At 61.3% G+C, this 24,318-nt stretch carries 21 protein-coding genes; 2 read left to right on the top strand and 19 right to left on the bottom strand.

From position 1 onward, the window contains the following. Positions 1–183: 183 nt before the first annotated feature. The 10 genes from brnQ to sdhC form a co-directional block, all read right to left on the bottom strand. Entirely contained in the window at positions 184–1,497 is a 1,314-nt protein-coding gene (gene brnQ / locus KY379_RS20310; protein ID WP_133331435.1) for a branched-chain amino acid transport system II carrier protein, read from the bottom strand. Positions 1,498–1,867: 370 nt separating this feature from the next. Then, positions 1,868–2,752 (bottom strand): succinate--CoA ligase subunit alpha, encoded by an 885-nt coding sequence (sucD, locus tag KY379_RS20305; protein ID WP_004376004.1) that lies wholly within the window; start codon positions 2,750–2,752, stop codon positions 1,868–1,870. Further along, a complete protein-coding gene (gene sucC / locus KY379_RS20300) occupies positions 2,752–3,918 on the bottom strand; it encodes an ADP-forming succinate--CoA ligase subunit beta (protein ID WP_029612068.1) in 1,167 nt (388 codons plus the stop codon). The genes sucD and sucC overlap by 1 nt, the downstream gene beginning before the upstream one ends. Positions 3,919–4,089: 171 nt before the next feature. Beyond that, complete coding sequence (gene lpdA / locus KY379_RS20295; RefSeq protein WP_133331437.1) at positions 4,090–5,526, bottom strand: dihydrolipoyl dehydrogenase; 1,437 nt, start codon at positions 5,524–5,526, stop codon at positions 4,090–4,092. Between the two features lie 96 nt (positions 5,527–5,622). Continuing rightward, positions 5,623–6,843, bottom strand: a complete 1,221-nt coding sequence (gene odhB / locus KY379_RS20290) for a 2-oxoglutarate dehydrogenase complex dihydrolipoyllysine-residue succinyltransferase (RefSeq protein ID WP_133331440.1) — start codon at positions 6,841–6,843, stop codon at positions 5,623–5,625. 42 nt (positions 6,844–6,885) lie between these two features. Then, entirely contained in the window at positions 6,886–9,717 is a 2,832-nt protein-coding gene (locus KY379_RS20285; RefSeq protein ID WP_133331442.1) for a 2-oxoglutarate dehydrogenase E1 component, read from the bottom strand. A gap of 243 nt (positions 9,718–9,960) precedes the next feature. Continuing rightward, positions 9,961–10,665, bottom strand: coding sequence for a succinate dehydrogenase iron-sulfur subunit (locus tag KY379_RS20280; protein ID WP_133331444.1), 705 nt, complete (start codon positions 10,663–10,665; stop codon positions 9,961–9,963). A gap of 11 nt (positions 10,666–10,676) precedes the next feature. Beyond that, a complete protein-coding gene (gene sdhA / locus KY379_RS20275; protein ID WP_196172640.1) occupies positions 10,677–12,449 on the bottom strand; it encodes a succinate dehydrogenase flavoprotein subunit in 1,773 nt (590 codons plus the stop codon). Positions 12,450–12,452: 3 nt separating this feature from the next. Further along, positions 12,453–12,821, bottom strand: a complete 369-nt coding sequence (gene sdhD / locus KY379_RS20270) for a succinate dehydrogenase, hydrophobic membrane anchor protein (protein ID WP_027921320.1) — start codon at positions 12,819–12,821, stop codon at positions 12,453–12,455. Then, positions 12,815–13,201, bottom strand: coding sequence for a succinate dehydrogenase, cytochrome b556 subunit (sdhC, locus tag KY379_RS20265; RefSeq protein ID WP_012315350.1), 387 nt, complete (start codon positions 13,199–13,201; stop codon positions 12,815–12,817). The genes sdhD and sdhC overlap by 7 nt, the downstream gene beginning before the upstream one ends. A gap of 352 nt (positions 13,202–13,553) precedes the next feature. Between sdhC and gltA the strand changes: the two genes are divergently transcribed. Continuing rightward, positions 13,554–14,843, top strand: coding sequence for a citrate synthase (gene gltA, locus KY379_RS20260; RefSeq protein ID WP_133331448.1), 1,290 nt, complete (start codon positions 13,554–13,556; stop codon positions 14,841–14,843). A gap of 226 nt (positions 14,844–15,069) precedes the next feature. On the opposite strand, the gene KY379_RS20255 is transcribed toward gltA, so the two are convergent. The 9 genes from KY379_RS20255 to KY379_RS20215 form a co-directional block, all read right to left on the bottom strand. After that, a complete protein-coding gene (locus tag KY379_RS20255; protein ID WP_261241201.1) occupies positions 15,070–15,675 on the bottom strand; it encodes an START domain-containing protein in 606 nt (201 codons plus the stop codon). A 32-nt stretch (positions 15,676–15,707) separates the two neighbouring features. Next, positions 15,708–15,962 (bottom strand): YkgJ family cysteine cluster protein, encoded by a 255-nt coding sequence (locus KY379_RS20250; RefSeq protein ID WP_133331452.1) that lies wholly within the window; start codon positions 15,960–15,962, stop codon positions 15,708–15,710. Positions 15,963–16,094: 132 nt separating this feature from the next. Then, positions 16,095–16,571, bottom strand: coding sequence for a hypothetical protein (locus KY379_RS20245; protein WP_261241203.1), 477 nt, complete (start codon positions 16,569–16,571; stop codon positions 16,095–16,097). A gap of 62 nt (positions 16,572–16,633) precedes the next feature. After that, a complete protein-coding gene (locus tag KY379_RS20240; RefSeq protein ID WP_133331456.1) occupies positions 16,634–18,076 on the bottom strand; it encodes a PLP-dependent aminotransferase family protein in 1,443 nt (480 codons plus the stop codon). A 167-nt stretch (positions 18,077–18,243) separates the two neighbouring features. Further along, entirely contained in the window at positions 18,244–19,056 is an 813-nt protein-coding gene (locus tag KY379_RS20235; RefSeq protein WP_196172636.1) for an OmpA family protein, read from the bottom strand. Continuing rightward, positions 19,053–19,406, bottom strand: coding sequence for a DUF4398 domain-containing protein (locus tag KY379_RS20230; protein ID WP_133331461.1), 354 nt, complete (start codon positions 19,404–19,406; stop codon positions 19,053–19,055). The genes KY379_RS20235 and KY379_RS20230 overlap by 4 nt, the downstream gene beginning before the upstream one ends. A gap of 9 nt (positions 19,407–19,415) precedes the next feature. Beyond that, the gene (locus tag KY379_RS20225) at positions 19,416–20,237 is read right to left on the bottom strand and encodes a substrate-binding periplasmic protein (protein ID WP_196172634.1); all 822 of its coding nucleotides are present in this window, start codon (positions 20,235–20,237) and stop codon (positions 19,416–19,418) included. A gap of 109 nt (positions 20,238–20,346) precedes the next feature. Then, positions 20,347–21,276 carry an electron transfer flavoprotein subunit alpha/FixB family protein gene (locus KY379_RS20220; RefSeq protein ID WP_133331465.1) on the bottom strand — a complete coding sequence of 310 codons (930 nt, stop codon included), beginning with the start codon at positions 21,274–21,276 and terminating at the stop codon, positions 20,347–20,349. Beyond that, complete coding sequence (locus KY379_RS20215; protein WP_133331467.1) at positions 21,277–22,026, bottom strand: electron transfer flavoprotein subunit beta/FixA family protein; 750 nt, start codon at positions 22,024–22,026, stop codon at positions 21,277–21,279. A 549-nt stretch (positions 22,027–22,575) separates the two neighbouring features. Between KY379_RS20215 and KY379_RS20210 the strand changes: the two genes are divergently transcribed. Next, the gene (locus KY379_RS20210; protein ID WP_133331471.1) at positions 22,576–24,258 is read left to right on the top strand and encodes an electron transfer flavoprotein-ubiquinone oxidoreductase; all 1,683 of its coding nucleotides are present in this window, start codon (positions 22,576–22,578) and stop codon (positions 24,256–24,258) included. Positions 24,259–24,318 lie beyond the last annotated feature (60 nt).

Below are 24,318 nucleotides of genomic sequence, written 5' to 3'. Positions count from 1 at the left end.
GCAAAAGGCACAGACCTGGCGAGAAATTTCCAAGGGCGCCTCGGATGTCCCCACAGCCCCTCCGCTCATCCGTGAAGAACCAAAAAAAACCCCGTATCCTTGCGGATACGGGGTTTTTCGCATCGAGACCCTCGCTAGCTGCCCTACGGCTTGTGGCCGACAGCTAGCGTTGGCTTCAACACATCAGGCCAACGCTTCGCGTGGCTTGCCAAGCATACGGTCGCACGCCACAGCGCCAACCAGGGTCACCACCGAAGGCACCAGCCAGGCCAGGCCTTGGTCACTCAGCGGCAAGTGCGCCATGAAGTCCGGCAGCACGTGGGCGATGTCGCTGCCCTTGATGGCATCGACGATACCGAACAGCAAGGAGACCAGCATCACCGGTGCAAGGATGCGCGATGGTGAGTTCCACAGGTCTTTGACGAAACTCAGCCCGACGACCACGATGCACGGCGGATAGATCGCGGTGAGGACCGGAATCGAGAACATGATCAGCTTGGTCAGACCCAGGTTGGAGATCAACAGCGAGAAGCCGGCCAGAATCACCACCAGTGTCCGGTACGACAGCGGCAGCATCTGGCTGAAATATTCGGCGCAGGCACAGGTCAGGCCAACGGCCGTCACCAGACAGGCCAGAGCGATCAACACGGCCAGGAAGCCGCTGCCCAGCGAGCCGAAGGTGTGCTGCACGTAGGCATGCAATACCGCCGCGCCGTTGGTGGCACCGGCTGCGATTTCATGGCTGCTCGACCCCAGGCGGAACAGGCTGATGTACACCAGCGCCAGGCCGACACCGGCGATCAGGCCGGCGATGATGGCATAGCGGGTGATCAGCTTCGGCGACTCCACGCCCCGCGAACGGATGGCGTTGACGATGACGATACCGAATACCAGGGCACCCAAGGTATCCATGGTCAGGTAACCATCGGCGAAGCCCTTGGAGAACGCGGCGGCGGCATAGGCCGGCTGCGCCTCGCCGACGGTCCCAGCCGGCAGCATGAAGGCCGCGATGCCGAGCACCGCCAGGGCGATGATCTTCAATGGCGCGAGGAAGCGCCCCACGGTGTCGAGCAACTTGCCAGGATACATGGACACCGCCAGTACCACGGCGAAGTACACCAGGCTGTAGATGAACAGCGCGGTCGGGCTTTCGCCGGTCAACGGCGCGACACCCACCTCGAAGGACACGGTCGCGGTGCGCGGGGTAGCGAACAGCGGACCGACCGACAGGTAGCACACTGCTGCCAGCAAGCCACCGAAGAACTTGCCAATCGGGCTGCTCAAGGCATCCATACCGCCACCGACCTTGGCCAGGGCGACCACTGTGATGACCGGCAAGCCGACCGCGGTCACCAGGAAGCCGAGTGCGGCCATCCACACGTGGGGACCGGACTGCAGGCCGACGATGGGCGGAAAGATGATATTGCCTGCACCGACGAAAAGCGCAAACGTCATAAAGCCAAGCGCCAGGATATCCTGGCCTTTCAGAACTTTCATTTAGGGTAGTACCACACTGCTGAAATCGGGATTCGAGAGGGGATTTCCCCATGGGTGGGGGAAATGCTGCCCGGCTTGGTGAGCCAGACCCGTTTAGCGTGTCGTTCCCTTTTGGGGCACGGGCACAGAGTGAACGCGTAGATTAACCGTTTTACTGGACAAACGCACTGCAACGGACCCGCTTGTCCGATGTATGACTATGTTTGTCGTCTGTGCAACCGAAGACGAGCGTCATTATTGAAGGACTCAGCAGCTCCGTCTCTCAGAAAATTCCTATTAAGCCCATCGAAAAAAGCTAGGCCAACCTCCCCCCAGAAACGACAAAGGCCACCCGAAGGTGGCCTCTGTGCGCGTGGGGGGTATTGCAGTGTTACTTCTTGACTTCCCAGCCAGTCAGCTCAGCCAGAGCCTTGCCGATGTCAGCCAGGGAACGCACGGTCTTCACACCAGCGTCCTGCAGGGCGGCGAATTTCTCGTCCGCAGTGCCCTTGCCGCCGGAGATGATGGCGCCAGCGTGGCCCATGCGCTTGCCCGCAGGTGCGGTAACACCGGCGATGTACGAAACGACAGGCTTGGTGACATTGGCCTTGATGTAGGCTGCAGCTTCTTCCTCGGCCGAACCGCCGATCTCACCGATCATGACGATCGCTTCGGTCTTCGGATCTTCCTGGAACAGCTTCAGGATGTCGATGAAGTTCGAGCCTGGGATCGGGTCGCCACCGATACCGACGCAGGTCGACTGGCCGAAGCCGGCGTCGGTGGTCTGCTTGACTGCTTCATAGGTCAGGGTGCCGGAACGCGAAACGATACCGACCTTGCCTGGCAGGTGAATGTGACCTGGCATGATGCCGATCTTGCACTCGCCTGGGGTGATCACGCCGGGGCAGTTCGGGCCGATCAGGGTCACGCCCAGTTCGTCGCACTTGACCTTGGCATCCAGCATGTCCAGGGTAGGAATGCCTTCAGTGATGCAGACGATCAGCTTGATGCCGCCGAAGGCCGCTTCCAGGATCGAATCCTTGCAGAAAGGAGCCGGAACGTAGATGACCGAAGCGTCGGCGCCGGTGGCTTCTACCGCTTCTTTCACGGTGTTGAACACTGGCAGACCCAGGTGAGTGGTGCCGCCCTTGCCCGGAGTCACGCCGCCAACCATCTTGGTGCCGTAGGCGATGGCTTGTTCGGAGTGGAAAGTACCCTGCGAGCCGGTGAAGCCCTGGCAGATGACTTTGGTGTCTTTATTGATCAGGACGCTCATTACTTGCCCTCCGCAGCTTTGACAACTTGTTGAGCAGCGTCGGTCAGGCTGGTGGCCGCAATGATGTTCAAACCGCTTTCTGCCAGTACTTTAGCGCCCAGTTCGGCGTTGTTGCCTTCGAGGCGAACGACGACCGGAACCTTGACGCCGACTTCTTTCACTGCACCGATGATGCCTTCGGCAATCATGTCGCAGCGAACGATGCCGCCGAAGATGTTGACCAGTACGGCCGCGACATTGCTGTCGGACAGAATGATCTTGAACGCTTCGGTAACGCGTTCTTTGGTAGCGCCGCCGCCAACGTCGAGGAAGTTGGCTGGCTTGCCGCCGTGCAGGTTGACGATGTCCATGGTACCCATGGCCAGGCCGGCACCGTTGACCATGCAGCCGATGTTGCCTTCGAGGGCAACGTAGTTCAGTTCGAACTTGGCAGCGTGGGCTTCACGGGCGTCGTCCTGCGACGGATCGTGGAAGGTCTTCAGCTTAGGCTGACGGTACATGGCGTTGGCGTCGATGTTGATCTTGGCATCGAGGCAGTGCAGGTCGCCATCGGCCTTGATCACCAGCGGGTTCACTTCCAGCAGGGCCAGATCGTGATCCTTGAACAGCTTGGCCAGACCGACGAAGATCTTGGCGAACTGTTGAACTTGCTTGCCTTCCAGACCCAGCTGGAACGCCAGCTCACGACCTTGGAACGGCTGAGCGCCGACCAGCGGGTCGATGGTAGCCTTGAGGATCTTCTCGGGGGTGTCGTGAGCGACTTTCTCGATGTCCACGCCACCTTCGGTGGAGGCCATGAACACGATACGGCGGCTCGAACGATCCACTACAGCGCCCAGGTACAGCTCTTTGGCGATGTCAGTGCAGGACTCGACCAGGATCTTGGAAACTGGTTGACCGTTGGCATCGGTCTGGTAGGTGACCAGATTCTTGCCCAACCACTGCGCAGCGAACGCCTTGGCGTCTTCTTTGCTGCGAACCAGCTTGACGCCGCCCGCTTTACCGCGACCACCGGCGTGGACCTGGGCTTTTACCACCCACTCCGAACCGCCGATCTTGTCGCAGGCTTCTGCCGCTTGCTCAGGGGTGTCGACAGCGAAACCCTTGGAAACTGGCAGGCCGTACTCAGCGAACAGCTGCTTACCCTGATACTCGTGAAGATTCATGCTTTTTACCGTCTTCGTTAGGTACTGCGCTTCGGTGCTGCGCCAAGTTTGGCGCCGCACCACCTGTGACCGTTGACCCTGGGTTATCCCTTGTGATCCGGTCCGGCGGACGTTCCGCGGTGAGCCATGCACGCAAGACTCACGACGGGCGATCCGCCGTGGTTTTTATAATTAACGCTTCTTACGGTTGGCTACGTGAATGGCGCCGCCATTCACAGCCAGCGCTGCTTCGTGCAGCGCTTCGGACAGGGTCGGATGGCTGAAGACCATCATGCCCAGATCCTCGGCACTGGTGCCGAATTCCATCGCGATCGCACCCTGCTGCACCAGTTCGGCAGCCGATGGGCCAATCACGTGAACACCCAGGACGCGGTCGGTCTTGGCATCGGCGATGACCTTGACGAAACCACCGGTGTCGTTGGCTGCCATCGCACGGCCGCTGGCCGCGAACGGGAAGGTGCCCACGTTAACCTCAACGCCCTCTGCCTTCAAGGCCTGTTCGGTCTTGCCGACCCACGCGATTTCCGGGTGGGTGTAGATGACCGATGGGATCAGATCGTAGTTCATCTGGGCTTTATGGCCCTTGATGCGCTCGACGACCATGATGCCCTCTTCCGAGGCCTTGTGTGCCAGCATCAGACCACGGACCACGTCGCCGATGGCATAGACGCCTGGAACGCTGGTGGCGCAGTGATCGTCGACGTAGATGTAGCCACGCTCGTCGATGTTCACACCGCTGTCGGCAGCCAGCAGGTCAGTGGTGACCGGACGACGGCCGACCGCGACGATCAGCTTGTCGAAGACGATCTTCTGCTCGCCATTGGCGTCGGTGTAGGTGACTTCGACTTCTTCACCGTTGACCTTGGAACCGGTCACACGAGCGCCCAGTTTGATGTCCAGGCCCTGCTTGGTCAGGGTCTTCTGGGCTTCCTTGGAAACCGCGGTGTCGGCGGCCATCAGGAAGGTGTCCAGGGCTTCCAGAACGGTCACTTCGGCACCCAGGCGGGACCAGACCGAACCCAGCTCCAGACCGATGACGCCAGCACCGATCACGCCCAGGCGCTTGGGTACCGATTGGAATTCCAGAGCGCCGGTGGAGTCGACGATGACGTTCTGGTCGACCGGAGCCGGTGGAATGTCGATCGGACGCGAGCCCGAAGCCAGGATCACGTTCTCGGCTTCGATGACTTCGGTGGTGCCGTCAGCCTTGGTGACTTCGACTTTCTTGCCAGCCAGCAGTTTGCCGTGGCCCTGGATCGAGGTGACGCCGTTGGCCTTGAACAGAGTGGCGACGCCACCGGTCAGGTTCTTCACGATGCCGGCCTTGCGGCCCACCATCGCGGCGACGTCCATCTTCACTTCACCAGTGGAGATGCCGTGGACGTTGAAGCTCTCTTTGGCTTCCTTGTATTTCCAGGAGCTGTCCAGCAGCGCCTTGGAAGGAATGCAACCCACGTTCAGGCAGGTACCGCCCAGGGCCAGCTTGCCCTCGGCGTCGGTGTACTTCTCGATACAGGCAGTCTTCAGACCAAGTTGTGCGGCCTTGATAGCGGCAACATAGCCGCCGGGACCTGCACCAATCACCACTACATCGAATTTCTGGGTCATAAAAGATTCCTTTTTAGCTTCAAGCGGCAAGCTGCAAGCCGCAAGGCCGGCACGCCTTCACTCGAAGCGTGCCGCTTGCAGCTTGCAGCTGCGCGTTTAGATGTCCAGCAGCAGGCGGGACGGATCTTCCAGCAGGTTCTTGATGGTGACGAGGAAGGTCACGGCTTCCTTGCCATCGATCAGACGGTGGTCGTAGGACAGCGCCAGGTACATCATCGGGCGAATGACCACTTGGCCATTGATCGCCATCGGGCGCTGGATGATGTTGTGCATACCCAGGATGGCAGCCTGTGGCGGGTTGACGATCGGGGTCGACATCATCGAGCCGAATGTACCACCGTTGGTGATGGTGAAGGTACCACCCGTCATTTCTTCGATGGCCAGCTTGCCGTCACGGGCCTTCTTGCCGAAGGTGGCGATGCCGTTCTCGATTTCGGCCAGGCTCATCGACTCGGCGTTACGCAGGACCGGTACCACCAGGCCACGATCGCTGGACACGGCAACGCCGACGTCGGCATAACCGTGGTAGACGATGTCGTTGCCGTCGATCGAGGCGTTGACAGCCGGGAAGCGCTTCAGTGCTTCGGTGGCGGCCTTGACGAAGAACGACATGAAGCCCAGGCGTACGCCGTTGTGGGTCTTCTCGAACAGGTCCTTGTACTTCGAACGCAGGGCCATGACTTCGGTCATGTCGACTTCGTTGAAGGTAGTCAGCATGGCCATGCTCGACTGGGCTTCGACCAGACGCTCGGCGATCTTGGCACGCAGGCGGGTCATCGGCACACGCTTCTCGGTGCGATCGCCGGCAGCGGCGACGACTGCAGCGGCAGGAGCGGCAGCTGGCTTGGCAGCCGGGGCCGGCGCGGCTTTCTTGTTGGCGACGGCAGCCACCACGTCTTCCTTGGTCACACGACCGCCTTTGCCGGTACCGGCAACGGTAGCCAGGTCGATGCCGTTCTCTTCAGCCAGCTTGCGCGCAGCTGGAGCGGCGACCGGGTCGTCTTCACCCGCGTCGGCAGCAGCAGCGGCAGCCGGGGCAGCAGCGGCCGGGGCAGCAGCAGGAGCGGCGGCAGCGGCTCCGCCTTCAACGATCGAACCCAGCACTTCGTCGGACAGGACGGTGTCGCCCTCGCCCTTGACGATTGCGCCCAGCACGCCATCGGCGGTGGCCAGCACTTCCAGGACGACTTTGTCGGTCTCGATGTCGACGATCAGCTCGTCACGCTTGACGGCATCGCCCGGCTGCTTGTGCCAGGTGGCAACGGTGCCGTCGGCAACCGATTCCGGGAAGGTTGGGGCTTTGATCTCGATAGCCATTATCAGTGTTTCCTTAAATTCGGTTTCAGGTGCGCGAAGGCGTTAGACAGTAAAGGCGTCTTGCAGCAGTTTTTCCTGCTGTTCGGCGCTCTTCGATGCGTAACCACATGCAGGCGCGGCAGAAGCGTCGCGGCCGGCGTATTCCAGGACCAGCGCCTTGTCGTGGCGGCCCAGGATTCGGCGCATGTGGTGCTGGCTGCTGTACCAGGCACCCTGGTTCATCGGTTCTTCCTGGCACCAGACCGCATGCTTGAGGTTGGTGTACTGCGCCAGGATTTCGACCAGATCGTCCTCAGGGAACGGATACAGCTGCTCGATACGCAGGATCGCGATGTCTTCGCGGCCTTCGGCACGGCGTTTTTCCAACAGGTCGTAGTACACCTTGCCACTGCACATGACCAGGCGTTCGACCTTGGCCGGATCGATCGCGTCGATTTCCGGAATGACGGTCTGGAACGAGCCTTCGGCCAATTCTTCCAAGGTCGAGATGGCCAGCTTGTGGCGCAGCAGCGACTTCGGCGTCAGTACGATCAGCGGCTTGCGCAGCGGACGGATGACTTGGCGACGCAGCAGGTGGTAGATCTGTGCCGGCGTGGTCGGTACGCAGACCTGGATGTTGTGCTCGGCGCACAGCTGCAGGTAACGCTCCAGACGCGCGGAGGAATGCTCCGGACCCTGGCCTTCATAGCCGTGAGGCAGCAGCATGGTCAGACCGCACAGACGGCCCCACTTGTGCTCGCCGCTGGTGATGAACTGGTCGATCACCACCTGGGCACCGTTGGCGAAGTCGCCGAACTGGGCTTCCCAGATCACCAGCGCGTTCGGCGTGGTGGTCGAGTAACCGTATTCGAATGCCAGAACGGCTTCTTCCGAAAGGAAGGAGTCGTACAGCTCGAACTTCGGCTGGCCCGGGAACAGGTTCTGCAGCGGCACGTAGGTGCTGGCGTCCTTCTGGTTGTGCAGCACCGCGTGACGGTGCGAGAAGGTGCCACGGCCGATGTCCTGGCCGGTCATGCGGATCGGGTGCCCTTCGAACTGCAGCGTGGCGTACGCCATGGTCTCGGCGTAACCCCAGTTGATCGGCAAGCCACCGGCCTGCATCTTCTGGCGGTCTTCGTAGATCTTGGCGACCTGACGCTGGACGACGAAGCCTTCCGGCAGCTCGAGCAGCTTGGCCGACAGCTCCTGCAGGGTCTTGAGGTCGAAACGCGTGTCGTGGCGCGCGGTCCAGGCGTGGCCCAGGTACGGACGCCAGTCCACGAACAGCTCACGGTTCGGCTCCTTGACCAGGCTCTTGACCACGTGCAAACCGTTGTCCAAGGCGTTGCGGTACTCGTCGATCTTCGCCTGGGCGCGCTCGGCGTCGATGCGGCCGGCCTGGATCAGTGCCTCGGCGTACAGCTCACGGGTGGTGCGCTGCTTGCTGATCTGCTGGTACATCAACGGCTGGGTGCCATTCGGCTCGTCGGCCTCGTTGTGGCCGCGACGGCGGTAGCAGACCAGGTCGATGACCACGTCACGCTTGAACTGCATGCGGTAGTCGATGGCCAGCTGGGTCACGAACAGGACCGCTTCCGGGTCATCGCCGTTCACGTGCAGGATCGGCGCCTGGATCATCTTGGCAACGTCGGTGGCGTACTCGGTGGAACGCGAGTCCAGCGGGTTGCTGATGGTGAAACCAACCTGGTTGTTGATCACGATGTGCACGGTACCGCCGGTCTTGAAACCGCGGGTCTGCGACATCTGGAAGGTTTCCATGACCACGCCCTGGCCGGCGAATGCAGCATCGCCGTGGATCGAGATCGGCAGCACCTTGTCGCCGACGGTGTCGTTGCGACGGTCCTGGCGAGCACGTACCGAACCCTCCACCACTGGCGAAACGATTTCCAGGTGGGACGGGTTGAACGCCATGGCCAGGTGGACTTCGCCGCCTGGGGTCATCACGTTGGAGGAGAAGCCCTGGTGATACTTCACGTCACCGGAGCCCAGCTCGTTCATCTTCTTGCCTTCGAACTCGTCGAACAGCTCGCGCGGGTTCTTGCCGAAGGTGTTGACCAGGACGTTGAGACGGCCACGGTGGGCCATGCCGATCACAACTTCCTTGGTGCCATACGAACCGGAGCGCTGGATCATTTCGTCCAGCATCGGGATCAGGCTTTCGCCACCCTCGAGGCCGAAACGCTTGGTGCCTGGGTACTTGGTGCCCAGGTATTTCTCAAGGCCTTCGCCAGCGGTCACGCGCTCGAGCAGGTGGGTCTGCACGTCGGCGGAAAACTCCGGACGACCGCGCACGCTTTCCAGGCGCTGCTGGAACCAGCTGCGCTGCTCGGAATCGGTGATGTGGGTGAACTCGGCGCCAATGGTGCGACAATATGTCTTCTGGAGCGCCTCGAAAATCTCACGTAGGCTCGCTTCCTCTTTGCCGATGAACAGGTCGCCGGCACGGAAAGTCGAATCAAGATCGGCATTGGTCAAGCCGTAGTGATTGATCGACAGGTCTACGGGCGCAGGGCGCTGCCACAACCCCAACGGGTCGAGCTTGGCAGCCTGATGGCCGCGCATACGATAGGCCTGGATCAGTCGCAGAACTTCAACCTGCTTCTTCTCGTGTTCACTGCTCACGCTCCCGGCAGATACCGGTTGGGCGCGGCGCTGGTTCTTTGCCAGCAGTACGAAATGGTCGCGGATTGTCGAGTGCGATACATCGGTAGCGGTGCTGCCGTCGGCGGGCAACTTCTGGAAGTAGGTGCGCCACTCTTCTGGCACAGCGTTAGGGTCGTGCAGGTAGAGCTCGTAGAGTTCTTCCACATATGCAGCGTTACCACCTGAAAGGTGGGCGCTATCCCACATGCGCTGCATCACGCTTTCTTGCATGCTTGGTCACCCTCGGTTAGGGGACTGATCGGCGAGAGCCACAGCAAACCTGGATAAGTCCGAGCAAAGCGACTGAACCACGCCACCTGGATCCTGCTGATTTTCCGGGTACCAGCCCGGAAGCCCCTGCTGGTCTCATCTTCATAGGTAATGAGCGCGGGCTTTGTGGGCCCTTGCTCGGGTTTTACCTCAGTGCGGGCTCACCACCCGCACCTTGGCATCTTGCAGGTACAACGCTTTGAATCAGGTGCCGCTCTGCAGCAGCATGTTACGTACGTGGCCGATCGCCTTGGTCGGGTTCAGACCCTTCGGGCAAACGTTCACGCAGTTCATGATCCCGCGGCAGCGGAATACGCTGAACGGGTCATCCAGGGACGCCAGGCGTTCCTGGGTCTTGGTGTCACGGCTGTCGGCCAGGAAGCGATAGGCCTGCAGCAGTGCGGCGGGGCCCAGGAACTTGTCCGGGTTCCACCAGAACGATGGGCAGGAAGTCGAGCAGCAGGCGCACAGGATGCACTCGTACAGACCGTCCAGCTTGTCGCGATCTTCAGGCGACTGCAGGCGCTCGATGGCCGGGGCCGGCGTGTCGTTCTGCAGGAACGGCTTCACCTTCTCGTACTGCTTGTAGAAGATGCTCATGTCGACCACCAGGTCACGAATGACCGGCAGGCCTGGCAGCGGACGCAGAACCAGCTTGTTGCCCTTGACCACGCCCGACAGCGGGGTGATGCAGGCCAGGCCGTTCTTGCCGTTCATGTTCATGCCGTCGGAACCGCAAACGCCTTCACGGCAGGAGCGACGGTACGAGAAACCTTCGTCCTTTTCTTTGATCAGTGCCAGTACGTCCAGCACCATCAGGTCCTTGCCGCCGGTATCGACGTCGAACGACTCCATCTTGGGCGCCGCGTCGGTGTCCGGGTTGTAACGATAAACTTCGACTTTCAACATAGCAGCCACCCTTAGTAAGTCCGGACTTTTGGTTCGAAGGCTGGAACAGTCTTCGGCGCAAAGTTGACGCCACGCTTGGCCACGCGCTTCTCACCCGGGTAGTACAGGGTGTGGCACAGCCAGTTTTCGTCGTCACGGTCTTCGTAGTCTTCACGGGCGTGCGCGCCGCGGGACTCTTTACGGGCTTCGGCCGCGATGGCGGTAGCTTCGGCGACTTCCAGCAGGTTCTGCAGCTCCAGCGCTTCGATACGCGCGGTGTTGAAGGCCTGGGACTTGTCGTTGATCTTGACGTTGGCGATGCGCTCGCGCAGGCCAGCCAGCTGCTCGATACCCTTCTGCATGTATTCGCCGGTACGGAATACACCGAAGTAGTTCTGCATGCAGCTCTGCAGTTCACGCTTGAGGCTGGCGACGTCTTCGCCAGTGGTACGCTCGTTGAGCTTGTTCAGGCGGTTCAGGGCAACGTCGACGTCGGTGTCGCTGGCATCGCGGTACTCCACGCCTTCGCTCAGCGCTTTTTCCAGATGCAGACCGGCAGCACGACCGAAGACCACCAGGTCGAGCAGCGAGTTGCCGCCCAGGCGGTTGGCACCGTGAACCGATACGCACGCCACTTCACCTACGGCGAACAGGCCTGGGATGATCTGATCCTTGCCTTCGGCGTCCATGGTGATGGCCTGGCCATGAATGTTGGTGGCAACGCCGCCCATCATGTAGTGGCAGGTCGGTACGACCGGTACCGGTGCGACCACCGGGTCGACGTGGGCAAAGGTCTTGGACAGCTCGCAGATACCTGGCAGGCGGCTGTGCAGCACCTCCTCGCCCAGGTGGTCCAGCTTCAGCAGTACGTGGTCCTTGTTCGGGCCCACACCGTTGCCGGCGATGATTTCCTTGACCATGGAACGGGCGACCACGTCGCGGCCAGCCAGGTCTTTCGCGTTCGGCGCGTAACGCTCCATGAAGCGCTCGCCGTGGGCGTTGATCAGGTAGCCACCCTCACCACGGCAGCCCTCGGTCACGAGAACGCCGGCGCCGGCGATACCGGTCGGGTGGAACTGCCACATCTCGATGTCCTGGACCGGGACGCCTGCACGCAGGGCCATGCCGATACCGTCACCGGTGTTGATCAGGGCGTTGGTGGTCGAGGCGTAGATACGGCCCGCACCGCCGGTGGCCAGCACGGTGGCCTTGGACTTGATGTACAGGGTTTCGCCGGTTTCGATGCAGATCGCGATCACACCGACGAACGCGCCGTCCTGGTTCTTCACCAGGTCAACGGCGTAGTACTCGTTGAGGAAGGTGGTGCCGGCCTTCAGGTTGCCCTGGTACAGGGTGTGCAGCAGCGCGTGACCGGTACGGTCGGAGGCTGCGCAGGTACGGGCAGCCTGGCCACCCTTGCCGAAGTCCTTGGACTGGCCACCGAACGGACGCTGGTAGATACGACCGGTTTCGGTACGCGAGAACGGCAGACCCATGTGGTCCAGCTCGAAGACCGCAGCCGGGCCTTCCTGACACATGTATTCGATAGCGTCCTGGTCACCGATGTAGTCGGAACCCTTGACGGTATCGTACATGTGCCAGCGCCAATCGTCGTTCGGGTCGGCCGAAGCGATGGCGCAGGTGATGCCGCCCTGGGCGGATACGGTGTGCGAACGGGTCGGGAAGACCTTGGTGACAACGGCTGTCTTGTGACCGCCTTGAGCCAGCTGCAGCGCTGCGCGCATGCCGGCACCGCCGCCACCGATGATGATGGCGTCGAAGGAAATAGTAGGAATGCTAGCCATGGATCAGATACCCCAGAGAATCTGCACACCCCAGACGAAGTAAGCGAACATCGCAACGCCGCATACCGCCTGGAACAGGAAACGAATCGCAGTCGCCGACTTGCCGAACGACATCGGCGTCAGGTAGTCGGTGGCGATGGTCCACATGCCGACCCAGGCGTGAGCGCCCAGGGCAACGAGGGCCAGCAGACTGAAGATCCGCATCGCGTTGTTGGAGAACAGACCATGCCACTGGGTGTAGTCGATGCCTGGGTGGCAGACCACGTAGCCGATCAGGAAAATGAAGTAAGCCGCGAGAACGACCGCCGATACGCGCTGCGCCATCCAGTCATAGAGGCCCGAACGCGACAGGTTCGTGACATTGGTTACCATACCCAAACTCCCACCAGAACGATCAGCACCACGGAGATGACGATCACGATTTTCGAGCCCAGCTTGCCGCCTTCCAGCGTCTCACCGATACCCATGTCCATGATCAGGTGGCGTACACCTGCCACGAGGTGATAAAGCAGGGCGGACAGCAGGCCCCAGGTCACGAACTTGGCCAGCGGGCTGGTCAGACACGCCTTCACCTCACCGAAGCCTTCCTCGGAACCCAGCGACTTGCCCAATGCATAAAGCATGATGGCAAGGCCCAGGAACAGGATGACGCCGGAGATACGGTGCAGAATGGACGTGTACGCAGTGACAGGAAGCTTGATGGTCCTTAGGTCTAGGTTTACAGGTCGTTGGCTTTTCACGGCTTTTTTCACACTGAAGAGCCCCTAGCGAATCAGGGCAAAGTTGTTGGTAAGTGTACTGGTCAGGTACCCACCACCCAGAGAACGGCGACCCCCAGCAGTTCGGGCTTGCAAGCCCTTGGCGGTCGGCTGCCGAGTATAGACAGTTAGGCTGCTCATGACAACGTGAGGGGCTAGCCCAAATAGCGCATTGCCTTTAATGAACAAAAGGCGTAAACGGGCGAGAAATTCGCGAAAAATCAAGGCTGCGAGGCGGTTTCAACCAGCCTTTAGGCAAATTGACATTCGAATTTATCCCTCTATAGTGGTGCGGGCCCTGCGTGGGGGGTCTGTCTGATGATTTCAAGCATTAATAGGAGGCCACATGGCTGACAAAAAAGCGCAGTTGGTCATCGAGGGCGCTGCCCCCGTCGAGCTGCCCATTTTAACCGGCACCGTTGGTCCTGATGTAATCGACGTCCGCGGGTTGGGGGCCACTGGTCACTTCACCTTCGACCCAGGTTTCATGGCGACCGCCTCGTGCGAGTCGAAGATCACCTACATCGACGGCGACAAGGGCGTGCTGCTGCACCGCGGCTACCCGATCGAACAACTCGCCGAGAAATCGGACTACCTCGAAACCTGCTACCTGCTGCTCAACGGCGAACTGCCGAATGCCGAGCAGAAGGCCCAGTTCGTCAGCACCGTGAAGAACCACACCATGGTTCACGAGCAGCTGAAGTCCTTCTTCAACGGCTTCCGTCGCGACGCTCACCCGATGGCGGTGATGTGCGGCGTGGTCGGCGCCCTGTCGGCGTTCTATCACGACTCCCTGGACATCAATAACCCGCAACACCGCGAAATCTCCGCGGTGCGCCTGGTCGCCAAGATGCCGACCCTGGCCGCGATGGTCTACAAGTACTCCATGGGCCAGCCGATGATGTATCCGCGCAACGACCTGTCGTACGCGGAAAACTTCCTGCACATGATGTTCAACACCCCGTGCGAGATCAAACCGATCAGCCCGGTGCTGGCCAAGGCAATGGACCGGATTTTCATCCTCCACGCCGACCACGAGCAGAACGCCTCCACCTCCACCGTGCGCCTGGCAGGCTCCTCGGGCGCCAACCCGTTCGCCTGTATCGCTGCCGGCATCGCTGCACTGTGGGGCCCGGCCCACGGCGGCGCGAACGAAGCCGTGCTGACCATGCTCGATGAAATTGGCGATGTCTCGAACATCGACAAGTACATCGCCAAGGCCAAGGACAAGAACGACCCGTTCAAGCTGATGGGCTTCGGTCACCGCGTGTACAAGAACCGCGACCCGCGCGCCACCGTGATGAAGCAGACCTGCGACGAAGTCCTGGGCGAGCTGGGCATCAAGAACGATCCGCAGCTGGAACTGGCCATGCGCCTGGAAGAGATCGCCCTCACCGATCCTTACTTCATCGAGCGCTCGCTGTACCCGAACGTCGACTTCTACTCGGGGATCATCCTCAAGGCGATCGGCATTCCGACCAGCATGTTCACCGTGATCTTCGCCCTGGCGCGTACCGTCGGCTGGATCTCGCACTGGAAAGAAATGCTCTCCAGCCCGTACAAGATTGGCCGCCCGCGCCAGCTGTACACCGGCGAACTGCATCGCGACATCGTCGAACTGAAGGACCGCAAGTAAGCGCTTGACGCCGAAAGCAAAAAGGCTGCCCTCGGGCAGCCTTTTTAATGCCTGTAAGGTATTTGGCGCCTTTGAGATCGAGCGCCACCTCAGCACCCAAGACAAGCACCTAGTGCCTCCCACCGAGCTGCCGCTAAACCAATCCGGGAAGAACCTTGTTTATTTGCCTATACGGACCTCTTCGCGGGCAAGCCCGCGAAGAAGCCAGCAAAGCCCCCAATGAATCTCAGTTCTTCTCGGCCCGCTCGCGCAACGCCTTGAGGGTATTGAACGGCGCATCGACGACGAACTTGTTGGCCAACCACGACGGCACACTCCCTCCCGGTTCGGTGTGGACCTGGTAGGTCACCTCGGTGCTATCGCCCCTGGGTACCAGCTTCCAGAAACCTTCGACCTGGGCCACGCGCACGAATCCTTTCTCTTCCGGGATATAGGCCGGCAGCTCCTTGAGATTGCGCACCACGCTGCCATCAGCCTCTTTGACCGTACTCACCTGCAGCACCGAGTCACGCGGGGTCACCGGCCATGGTGTATTGAACTGGGTGTAGGTCCAGCTCTGATCACCCTCGTGCTTGAGCAGCTTCTGCGACTTGCACTCGTGAATCCAGGCACAGGCCCCCACCACGTCTTCCTGCAGCGCCAGGACCTTGGCCAGCGGCGCCTTGATCAGCGTCACGCCGCGATAAGCTTTGTACTTGGAGCCTGCCACTTCACTGAGGGACACCTTGATACCCTCCTCGTCCTTGGCCACCTGCCAGTCCTCGGCCCAGGCCACCGGCGCCAGAAGAACGCCGATGCCACACAGCAGTGCAATACGCTTGATCGATCTCATCATCTTTATCCTTGTTGTCGAAGAGCCAACCGTTACGCCGCCGTCACTTGCTCCAGCCAACCAAGAATCCTGATCGCCTCGTCGCGGTCGCTGCCACACACCTCGACATCTGCCTTGAAACCACCGCATACCGCCGGGCGCTCAGGCTTACCGAACAGGTCGCAGAGGTTTGTCGCCGTCAGATGCAGGCAGCGCATACCCGCCGGCTTGCCCTGGGGCATACGGGGCATGGCAGAGGTGATGGACGGCGCGATGCAGCAGGCGCCGCAACCTTCACGGCAATTCATGGTGATTCACCAAGATCAGGACTCCCTGGAACAGAACGGGACGAACGTCCCTGGATAGTAACCGCTCAAACATACGTTTGAAATTGCCACACGGATGAAATCTGCCATGACCCGGCAGTCAGTTGCCCCAGGCTATTGGCGGTACTCGAACTCGATCGCCGCCCCTTCCACATCACGGCGGCTGTCGTTGCGCAGTTGAAGCTGCATTTCGTTGCTGATGAGCCGGCCATTGAGCTGGAAGGGGCTGTCGTCTTCTACCGGCTTACTGGGAAACATCGATGGCAGCAAAGGTTTGCGACGCCCGGTCTTGCTGCCGAGGCTGGGCTCGAGATCATTGACCATTTCCACCGGCAGACTGAGGTCGAGCTTGGGCTTGGGCAGCGGCTTGGCGACCGCCTTGCTGACGGGCTTGGCAGTCTTGCGCTTGGCGCTGGCAGGTTTCGCCGCTTTTCTGGGCACCGACTGGCTCTTCTTCTGCACCGTTTTCTGCGCAGGCTTGACCTTGGATGGAGCCGCCTGCGCCGCTGGTTGCGCAGCCACCGCCATACCACCCGACAGGCAGACTGGCACGAGGCATACGGCAAAAGCAAAAGCGCGCAACAGATTCATGGTTACCGATGGGCAGACTGGAAAAGTGCGTATGCTCTCCGTTCCGCGGCCCGCTGGCAAGACTACAACGGCGAACCTGTCGACTCCCTGCACAATTGCTGAGCCAACAGGCCCAAGGTGATCACCGCACGCTCGGCCTCCTTATTCCAGGGAATCCCGCAATTGAGGCGGATACAGTGGTTGAACTGCTCGGTATTGCTGAAGATCAGCCCCGGCGCGATGCTGATGCCCTGTTCCAACGCACGCACATGCAACTCCTGAGTGTTGACCCGCCCCGGCAGGCTCACCCAGAGGATGAAGCCGCCCGTGGGCCGGGTCATCTGCGTGCCTTCAGGGAAATGTTGTTGCACTGCCAACTGATAGGCACTGAGGTTCTTGCGGTATTCCTGGCGGATGTAGCGCAGATGCCGGTCGTAGCCGCCGTTCTCCAGGTAAGCCGCTACACCCATTTGCGTCACGCTGCACGCCGAGTGAGTGGTGAAGGTCTGCAGGCGCTGGATCTCTTCCTGATAGCGCCCGGCAATCATCCAACCCACCCGCACGCCGGGCGACAAGGTCTTGGAGAAGCTCGAGCAGTAGATGACCCGATCCAGCCGGTCGAAGGCCTTGAGCGCCTTGGTCTTGCCCTGCTCGAACATCAGCTCGCCGTAGATATCGTCCTCGACCACCTGGATGTCGTAGTCCGAGGCCAGCCGCAACAACTGTTTCTGTCGTTCCTCCGGCATGGTGCCGCCCAGCGGGTTACTCAAGCGCGTGGTCAGCACCAACGCCTTGATCGACCACTGGTTGGCCGCCAGTTGCAGCGCCTCCAGACTGATGCCCGTGGACGGGTCACTGGGAATCTCGATCACTTTGAGGCCGAGCAGGTCAGCCAACTGCAGCAAGCCATAGTAGGTTGGCGATTCGGCAGCGATCAGATCGCCAGGCCGGGTGAGCACACGCAACGACATCTGCAAGGCATCGACGCAACCATGGGTGACCACTACTTCCCGCGGATCGACCAACACGCCAGCATCGCGCATGCGGATCGCGATCTGCCGGCGCAACGGCTCGAATCCCGGGCTGAACATATAGCTGAACGCGCGCGGACTGTGGAAACGAGTGACCTTGGCGATCTGCTGGTGCAGGGCACGCACCGGCAGATAGTCGACGTGGGGCACCGCCGCGCCGAACGGGAACACGCCATCTCGACGAGCTTCGGTGAGCACCTGCTGGATGATACTGGCACGGGTGACCAGGCCGGGCCGCTCGACGCGCGCGATGTCGGGCGTCTGCGCGGTCAGGGCCGGCGTCTGGTGCACGTAGTAGCCCGACTGCGGGCGTGCCCGGATCAGCCCCTGATCTTCCAGATTGGCGTAAGCCTGCAAGACCGTGGCGTGGCTGACGTTGAGCTGGGCACTCATCTTGCGTACCGAAGGCACTCGCTCGCCGGGCTGATAGACACCCCGACGGATATCATCGGCAAGTTGCTGGGCAATACGCTGGTAGAGCAGCAGGTTGGTCATGGCGAGATCTCGGCGCGCAGACAGGCTCGTTGTTCTTGTGTGGCTCACTGACGGTAGAGGATACCGTAACAGTTGCAAAGTGTACTGGCACAGATTGCAGAATAGCCAACCGTACAGTCAACCACTAACGAACGAGACGAATGACACGCCGAGACACCCTGACGACTTCAGCGCGCCGGCGCGAGTCTGCCCTTGTCATCGGAGAACACGATTTCCACACGACGGTTCTGTGCTCTGCCCCGCTCCGAAGCGTTGGCCTCGATAGGATATTGGTCGCCGTAGCCTTCGACCTGCAGGCGCTTCTCGTCTATACCCAGATCCACCAGCATGTCGGCCACGGCCTGGGCGCGGTCACGGGACAGCTTGAGATTGTCCTCCGGCGCACCGGTGCTGTCGGTGTAGCCCTCGATACGCACCACACGACGCGGGTTCAATTGAAGGAACTGAACCAGCTTGAGCACGGTACGGCTGGCCGAGTTCTTCAGATCGGCACGCCCGGTGTCGAACAGCACATCGCTCAGGGTCATGACCAGACCACGATCAGCCTGCTCGGAAGCCAGTGCGGCGATTTGCGACTCGACCCATTTACCCTGCTGTTGCACGCTGGCCAGCTTGGCCTCGCGCAGCGCCAACTGCAGGCGCTGACGCTCAAGGTCGAGCTTGGCCCGGCGCTCCTGATTCAGGGCCAACTTGGCATGCTCGCTGGCGATCTCGCTGTAGCGCTGGCTCAGATAGGCGTAGTGGCGCACATCACTGCCCGTGCCCACATAGCTCGACAAGCGCTCGGCGCGGGACAACGACTCACCCGCGCGGATGACGTCACGCGGCGCACTGCGCAGCACATCGGCATCGTCCTTGACCTTCTGGAAGCTGGCCGCAGCCTCGTCCAGGGCCGCCTCGCTGCGCTGACTGGCGCAGCCTTGCAAGCCCGCCGTCAGCACCATAAGGGCCAGCGCGGCCATTGGTTTGGCACCCATCATGGCTGCACCTCCAACTGCTTGCGCAAACGCTTGATCCGCGACTGCAACACTGCGAGCTGCTCATCGCTCTTCTGATTGAGGACCTGGGCCTCGGCCAGGCGAGCATCCAGTTCGGCTTGCTCGGCACGCATGCGTGCGTCGCGATAGCTTTCTCCGAGCATGTTGCTCCTGGCCCGATCGAGCTTGTCGCTGGCCATCTTGAATGCCGGGTTGTCCTCGGTGGCGCCGACCGCCTTGGCCTGCTCCAGCGCCTGCTCGGCAATGCGCATCTGTTCGTTGGGCGCCGGGTCGTTGGCGCAGCCGGCCAGGCCGAACATGGCCGCGGCAAGGATCAGTGATTGGGTTCTCACACACGCTTCCTACTGTTTGGGGGCGTCCGGGGAAAGCTGCATCTGCGCTTTCCAGCGCTCGACGTTGCGCTGCAACACGGCGTCGGACGTACCGGAGATCGGCAATTCTGTCAGTTTTTTCGCCAACTGCCCACGCAGCCAGCTGTCGTTGCAGGCCGAATTATGCGAAACCGCCAGATACAAGCCTGGACGGTCCACCGGTAGACCACGGGCGATCAGGTCATTGCTCATACCGAGGCCCTGGGTCATCGCCATGCCCGCATAGCGACCGGCCAGCACATAATCGACCTGCCCCAATACCAGCTTCTGGAACGCCTGGGTCAGGTTCTGCGCGACCACCAGATGCAGCTGGGCCTTGGCGAACGCGTCGAACGCCGGCGTCAACCGCGCCCGTTCGGAGAGGCTGCCCTGGTAACGGGCCAGGTCTGCAGGACCGTCGAACACCACCTGCCCATCATGGCGGGTCCATACCAGGTATTCGTTGAGCAGCAACGGTGGATGAATGTAGTCGAGCGCGGTGAGTTGCTCGACCTGCATGGGCGTATCGAGCAACAGATCGATGCGCCCGCTGCGCACTTCCTCCAGGGCCTGGTCGCGCTTGCCGGCGTGCAGCACCTCGACCTTGATACCGAGCTCGCTGGCCACCTGGCGCAACAGGTCGACATTGGCCCCGATCAGATGGCGCGGGTCCTTCGGGTCCTGCCAGGAGTACGGCGGCGCATCCGGGCTGCCGGTGGCCACCAGGCGCTCGCACTTGCCTGCCGCCAGCGCCAGGGGAGACAGCAGCGCAGTCATGCATGCCAGCACCCTGCCCGCTTTGGATAACACCATCCTTCACTCCTCGTTCGTATTCATCGGCGATGAGGCCCGTGCCGATACCGCAAAAAAAACCCGGCCCTCATGACGAGGGCCGGGCTTCTTTATAAGTGAAGCAGCCGGATCAGACCAGCTTTTCCAGCTCCGGAACGGCTTCGAACAGGTCGGCGACCAGCCCGTAGTCGGCCACCTGGAAGATCGGCGCCTCTTCGTCCTTGTTGATCGCCACGATCACCTTGGAGTCCTTCATGCCTGCCAGGTGCTGGATCGCGCCGGAGATACCGACGGCGATGTACAGCTGCGGGGCGACGATCTTGCCGGTCTGGCCGACCTGCATGTCGTTAGGCACGAAGCCCGCGTCGACCGCGGCGCGCGAGGCACCGACAGCAGCGCCGAGCTTGTCGGCCAGGCTGTACAGGTGGCTGAAGTTGTCACCATTGCCCATGCCGCGACCGCCGGAGACGACGATCTTGGCAGCGGTCAGCTCTGGGCGATCGGACTTGGCCAGCTCTTCGCCGACAAAGCTCGAGATACCGGCGTCATGGGCGGCACCGACGGCCTCGACGGCAGCCGAACCACCTTCGGCGGCCACGGCGTCGAAGCCGGTGGTACGCACGGTGATGACCTTGATCGCAGCGCTCGATTGCACGGTGGCAATGGCGTTACCGGCGTAGATCGGGCGCTTGAAGGTGTCGGCGGACTCGACCGAGATGATCTCGGAGATCTGGTCGACGTCCAGCAGCGCAGCAACGCGCGGCAGGATGTTCTTGCCATTGGTGGTGGCCGGGGCCAGCACGTGGCTGTAACCGCTGGCCAGCTCTTTGATGAGCGGCGCGACGTTTTCCGGCAGCACATGGGCGTAGGCCGCGTTATCAGCGACCAACACCTTGGCCACGCCAGCGATCTTGGCCGCGGATTCGGCGACGCCGCCCACGTTCTGGCCAGCGACCAGAACGTGGATATCACCACCGATCTTGGCGGCAGCGGCGACAGTGTTCAGGGTGGCCGGGGCTACGGCACCGGCTTCGTATTCAGCGACAACCAGGATAGTCATTTAGATTACCTTCGCTTCGTTCTTCAGCTTCTCGACCAGTTCGGCCACCGATTTGACCTTGATGCCAGCGCTGCGGGCAGCCGGGGCTTCAACCTTCACGGTCTTGTTGGTGGAGGTCAGCGATACGCCCAGCGCGTCTGGAGTCACGGTCTCCAGCGGCTTCTTCTTGGCCTTCATGATGTTCGGCAGCGACGCGTAGCGTGGCTCGTTCAGGCGCAGGTCGGTGGTGACGATGGCTGGCAGGTTCAGTGCAACGGTCTGCAGGCCGCCATCGATTTCACGGGTGACATTGAGCTTGTCGCCAGCCACTTCCACCTTGGAGGCGAAAGTGCCCTGGGCGAAGCCGGTCAGCGCAGCCAGCATCTGGCCGGTCTGGTTGTTGTCACTGTCGATGGCCTGCTTGCCGAGGATCACCAACTGCGGCTGTTCCTTGTCGACAACGGCTTTCAGTGCCTTGGCCACGGCCAGGGAATTCAGCTCTTCGGCAGCTTCGACCAGAATGGCCCGGTCAGCACCCAGAGCCAGGGCGGTACGCAGTTGCTCCTGGGCAGCGGTCGGGCCGATGGTAACGACGACGATCTCGCTGGCCACGCCCTTCTCTTTCAGGCGTACGGCTTCTTCCACGGCGATTTCGCAGAAGGGGTTCATGGACATCTTGACGTTTGCAAGGTCGACGCCGGAGTTATCCGCCTTGACGCGAACCTTGACGTTGTAGTCGACCACTCGTTTGACAGCTACAAGAACCTTCATGGATTCCTCGTTACTCTCCGGTGAATAGAATGTCGCCTGGGGCCATGCCCTGGCGATGCGCGTGGGTACAAGGGCACCTCTAAAAACGAACCGGACGGAGCGACCTTCACGTGACCGAACAGTCTCTGTTCGACCGCCGCGGCAAAAACCCGCGGGTCATTTTCTGTCGTGGCGTGTAGACTCCACTACAAAACACGTTCTGGCCCAGACAGCCTGCTCCACGCCTGGTCTTTAGGGGTACACCTGCGCCCGACGATCAGCCTACGGCGAGCGTAAAACCGCTCGTATCTTGACCGTAACACCCCATCCGGTCAATACGGCAAATCGGTCACCCTCCAGCCGCCTTCCTGTGATTTTACTGGCCTGCGGCAATTTCAAACAAACGTTTGTATTGGACCCGCCACGTGGTGTAGATATAATGCGCGCCAGGACAAAAACGGTGTAGTCCGTCTTTTTCGCAGCTACAGCCAGGCCCCGCCGCGGGCCCCGATGCCGAGCCGCGCACGAACGTCCAGCACCCAATAAGACCAAGCAACAGCACGAGCCTTGATGAGTAGGAGAGAACCAGTGGAACGCGAATACATGGAATTCGACGTGGTCATCGTCGGCGCAGGCCCCGCCGGCCTGTCCGCCGCCTGCCGCCTGAAGCAGAAGGCCGCCGAAGCCGGTAGCGAGATCAGCGTCTGCGTGGTCGAAAAAGGTTCGGAAGTTGGTGCACATATCCTCTCCGGCGCGGTGTTCGAACCCCGCGCCCTGAACGAATTGTTCCCCGACTGGAAAGAACTCGGCGCCCCGCTCAACACCGAGGTCAAGCGCGACGATATCTACGTGCTCAAGGATGCCGGCAGCTCGACCAAGGTCCCCGACCTGTTCGTGCCCAAGACCATGCACAACCAGGGCAACTACATCATCTCCCTGGGTAACCTGTGCCGCTGGCTGGCCCAGCAGGCCGAGAACCTCGGCGTGGAAATCTACCCAGGCTTCGCCGCCCAGGAAGCGCTGTTCGATGAAAACGGCGTGGTCCGCGGCATCGTCACCGGAGACCTGGGCGTCGACCGCGAAGGCAACCCCAAGGACGGCCTGTACACCCCGGGCATGGAACTGCGCGCCAAGTACACCCTGTTCGCCGAAGGCTGCCGCGGCCATATCGGCAAGCAGCTGATCAAGCGCTTCGACCTCGACAACGAGTCGGATGTCCAGCACTACGGCATCGGCCTCAAGGAAATCTGGGAGATCGACCCGGCCAAGCACGAGCAAGGCCTGGTGGTTCACACCGCCGGCTGGCCGCTGGATGTGATGAGCGCCGAGAATACCGGCGGCTCATTCCTCTATCACCTGGAAAACAACCAGGTGGTGGTCGGCCTGATCGTCGACCTGTCGTACTCCAACCCATATCTGTCGCCGTTCGATGAATTCCAGCGCCTCAAGCACCACCCGGTGATGAGTCAGTACCTCGAAGGCGGCAAGCGCATCAGCTACGGCGCCCGCGCCATCTGCAAGGGCGGCCTGAACTCGCTGCCGAAGATGGTCTTCAACGGAGGCGCGCTGATCGGCTGCGATCTCGGCACCCTGAACTTCTCCAAGATCAAGGGCAGCCACACCGCGATGAAGTCCGGTATGCTCGCCGCCGACGCCGTGGCCGACGCCCTGATCGCCGGCAGCGAGGGTGGCGACCTGCTCAATGGCTACGTCAGTGCCTTCAAGGCCAGTTGGCTGTATGAGGAGCTGTTCGCCAGCCGCAACTTCGGCCCTGCACTGCACAAGTTCGGCCCCTTGCTGGGCGGTGCGTTCAACTACGTCGACCAGAACTGGTTCGGTGGCAAGCTGCCGTTCACCCTGCACGACACCAAGCCGGACTACGCCTGCCTCAAACTCGCGGCGGACTCGAAAAAGATCGACTACCCCAAGCCCGACGGCAAGCTCAGCTTCGACAAGCTCAGCTCGGTGTTCCTCTCCAGCACCAACCACGAGGAGGAACAGCCCTGCCACCTGAAGCTGACCGATCCGAACGTGCCGATCGCCAGCAACCTGCCGCTGTACGACGAGCCGGCCCAGCGCTACTGCCCTGCGGGTGTGTACGAAGTGGTCAGCCAGGAAGACGGCAGCAAGCGATTCCAGATCAACGCGCAGAACTGCGTGCACTGCAAGACCTGCGACATCAAGGACCCGGCCCAGAACATCACCTGGGTGACCCCTGAAGGCGCCGGCGGGCCGAACTACCCGAACATGTAAGGCTGCCGCCACGAAAAAGCCCCCGACTCGCGAGAGCCAGGGGCTTTTTCGTGGGTGTTC

Origin of the sequence: Pseudomonas sp. HD6422 (genome assembly GCF_025377065.1) — a bacterium.
GTDB lineage: Bacteria > Pseudomonadota > Gammaproteobacteria > Pseudomonadales > Pseudomonadaceae > Aquipseudomonas > Aquipseudomonas putida_U.
The sequence above is the reverse complement of the archived record's forward strand: the minus strand, read 5'-3'. Positions and strand labels throughout refer to the sequence as shown.

Excerpts from the sequence above, each read along its gene's own strand:
- brnQ (WP_133331435.1), bottom strand. The coding sequence starts at position 1,497 with ATGAAAGTTCTGAAAGGCCAGGATATCCTGGCGCTTGGCTTTATGACG.
- sucD (WP_004376004.1), bottom strand. The coding sequence starts at position 2,752 with ATGAGCGTCCTGATCAATAAAGACACCAAAGTCATCTGCCAGGGCTTC.
- sucC (WP_029612068.1), bottom strand. The coding sequence starts at position 3,918 with ATGAATCTTCACGAGTATCAGGGTAAGCAGCTGTTCGCTGAGTACGGC.
- lpdA (WP_133331437.1), bottom strand. The coding sequence starts at position 5,526 with ATGACCCAGAAATTCGATGTAGTGGTGATTGGTGCAGGTCCCGGCGGC.
- odhB (WP_133331440.1), bottom strand. The coding sequence starts at position 6,843 with ATGGCTATCGAGATCAAAGCCCCAACCTTCCCGGAATCGGTTGCCGAC.
- KY379_RS20285 (WP_133331442.1), bottom strand. The coding sequence starts at position 9,717 with ATGCAAGAAAGCGTGATGCAGCGCATGTGGGATAGCGCCCACCTTTCA.
- KY379_RS20280 (WP_133331444.1), bottom strand. The coding sequence starts at position 10,665 with ATGTTGAAAGTCGAAGTTTATCGTTACAACCCGGACACCGACGCGGCG.
- sdhA (WP_196172640.1), bottom strand. The coding sequence starts at position 12,449 with ATGGCTAGCATTCCTACTATTTCCTTCGACGCCATCATCATCGGTGGC.
- sdhD (WP_027921320.1), bottom strand. The coding sequence starts at position 12,821 with ATGGTAACCAATGTCACGAACCTGTCGCGTTCGGGCCTCTATGACTGG.
- gltA (WP_133331448.1), top strand. The coding sequence starts at position 13,554 with ATGGCTGACAAAAAAGCGCAGTTGGTCATCGAGGGCGCTGCCCCCGTC.
- KY379_RS20255 (WP_261241201.1), bottom strand. The coding sequence starts at position 15,675 with ATGAGATCGATCAAGCGTATTGCACTGCTGTGTGGCATCGGCGTTCTT.
- KY379_RS20250 (WP_133331452.1), bottom strand. The coding sequence starts at position 15,962 with ATGAATTGCCGTGAAGGTTGCGGCGCCTGCTGCATCGCGCCGTCCATC.
- KY379_RS20245 (WP_261241203.1), bottom strand. The coding sequence starts at position 16,571 with ATGAATCTGTTGCGCGCTTTTGCTTTTGCCGTATGCCTCGTGCCAGTC.
- KY379_RS20240 (WP_133331456.1), bottom strand. The coding sequence starts at position 18,076 with ATGACCAACCTGCTGCTCTACCAGCGTATTGCCCAGCAACTTGCCGAT.
- KY379_RS20235 (WP_196172636.1), bottom strand. The coding sequence starts at position 19,056 with ATGATGGGTGCCAAACCAATGGCCGCGCTGGCCCTTATGGTGCTGACG.
- KY379_RS20225 (WP_196172634.1), bottom strand. The coding sequence starts at position 20,237 with ATGGTGTTATCCAAAGCGGGCAGGGTGCTGGCATGCATGACTGCGCTG.
- KY379_RS20220 (WP_133331465.1), bottom strand. The coding sequence starts at position 21,276 with ATGACTATCCTGGTTGTCGCTGAATACGAAGCCGGTGCCGTAGCCCCG.
- KY379_RS20215 (WP_133331467.1), bottom strand. The coding sequence starts at position 22,026 with ATGAAGGTTCTTGTAGCTGTCAAACGAGTGGTCGACTACAACGTCAAG.
- KY379_RS20210 (WP_133331471.1), top strand. The coding sequence starts at position 22,576 with ATGAGTAGGAGAGAACCAGTGGAACGCGAATACATGGAATTCGACGTG.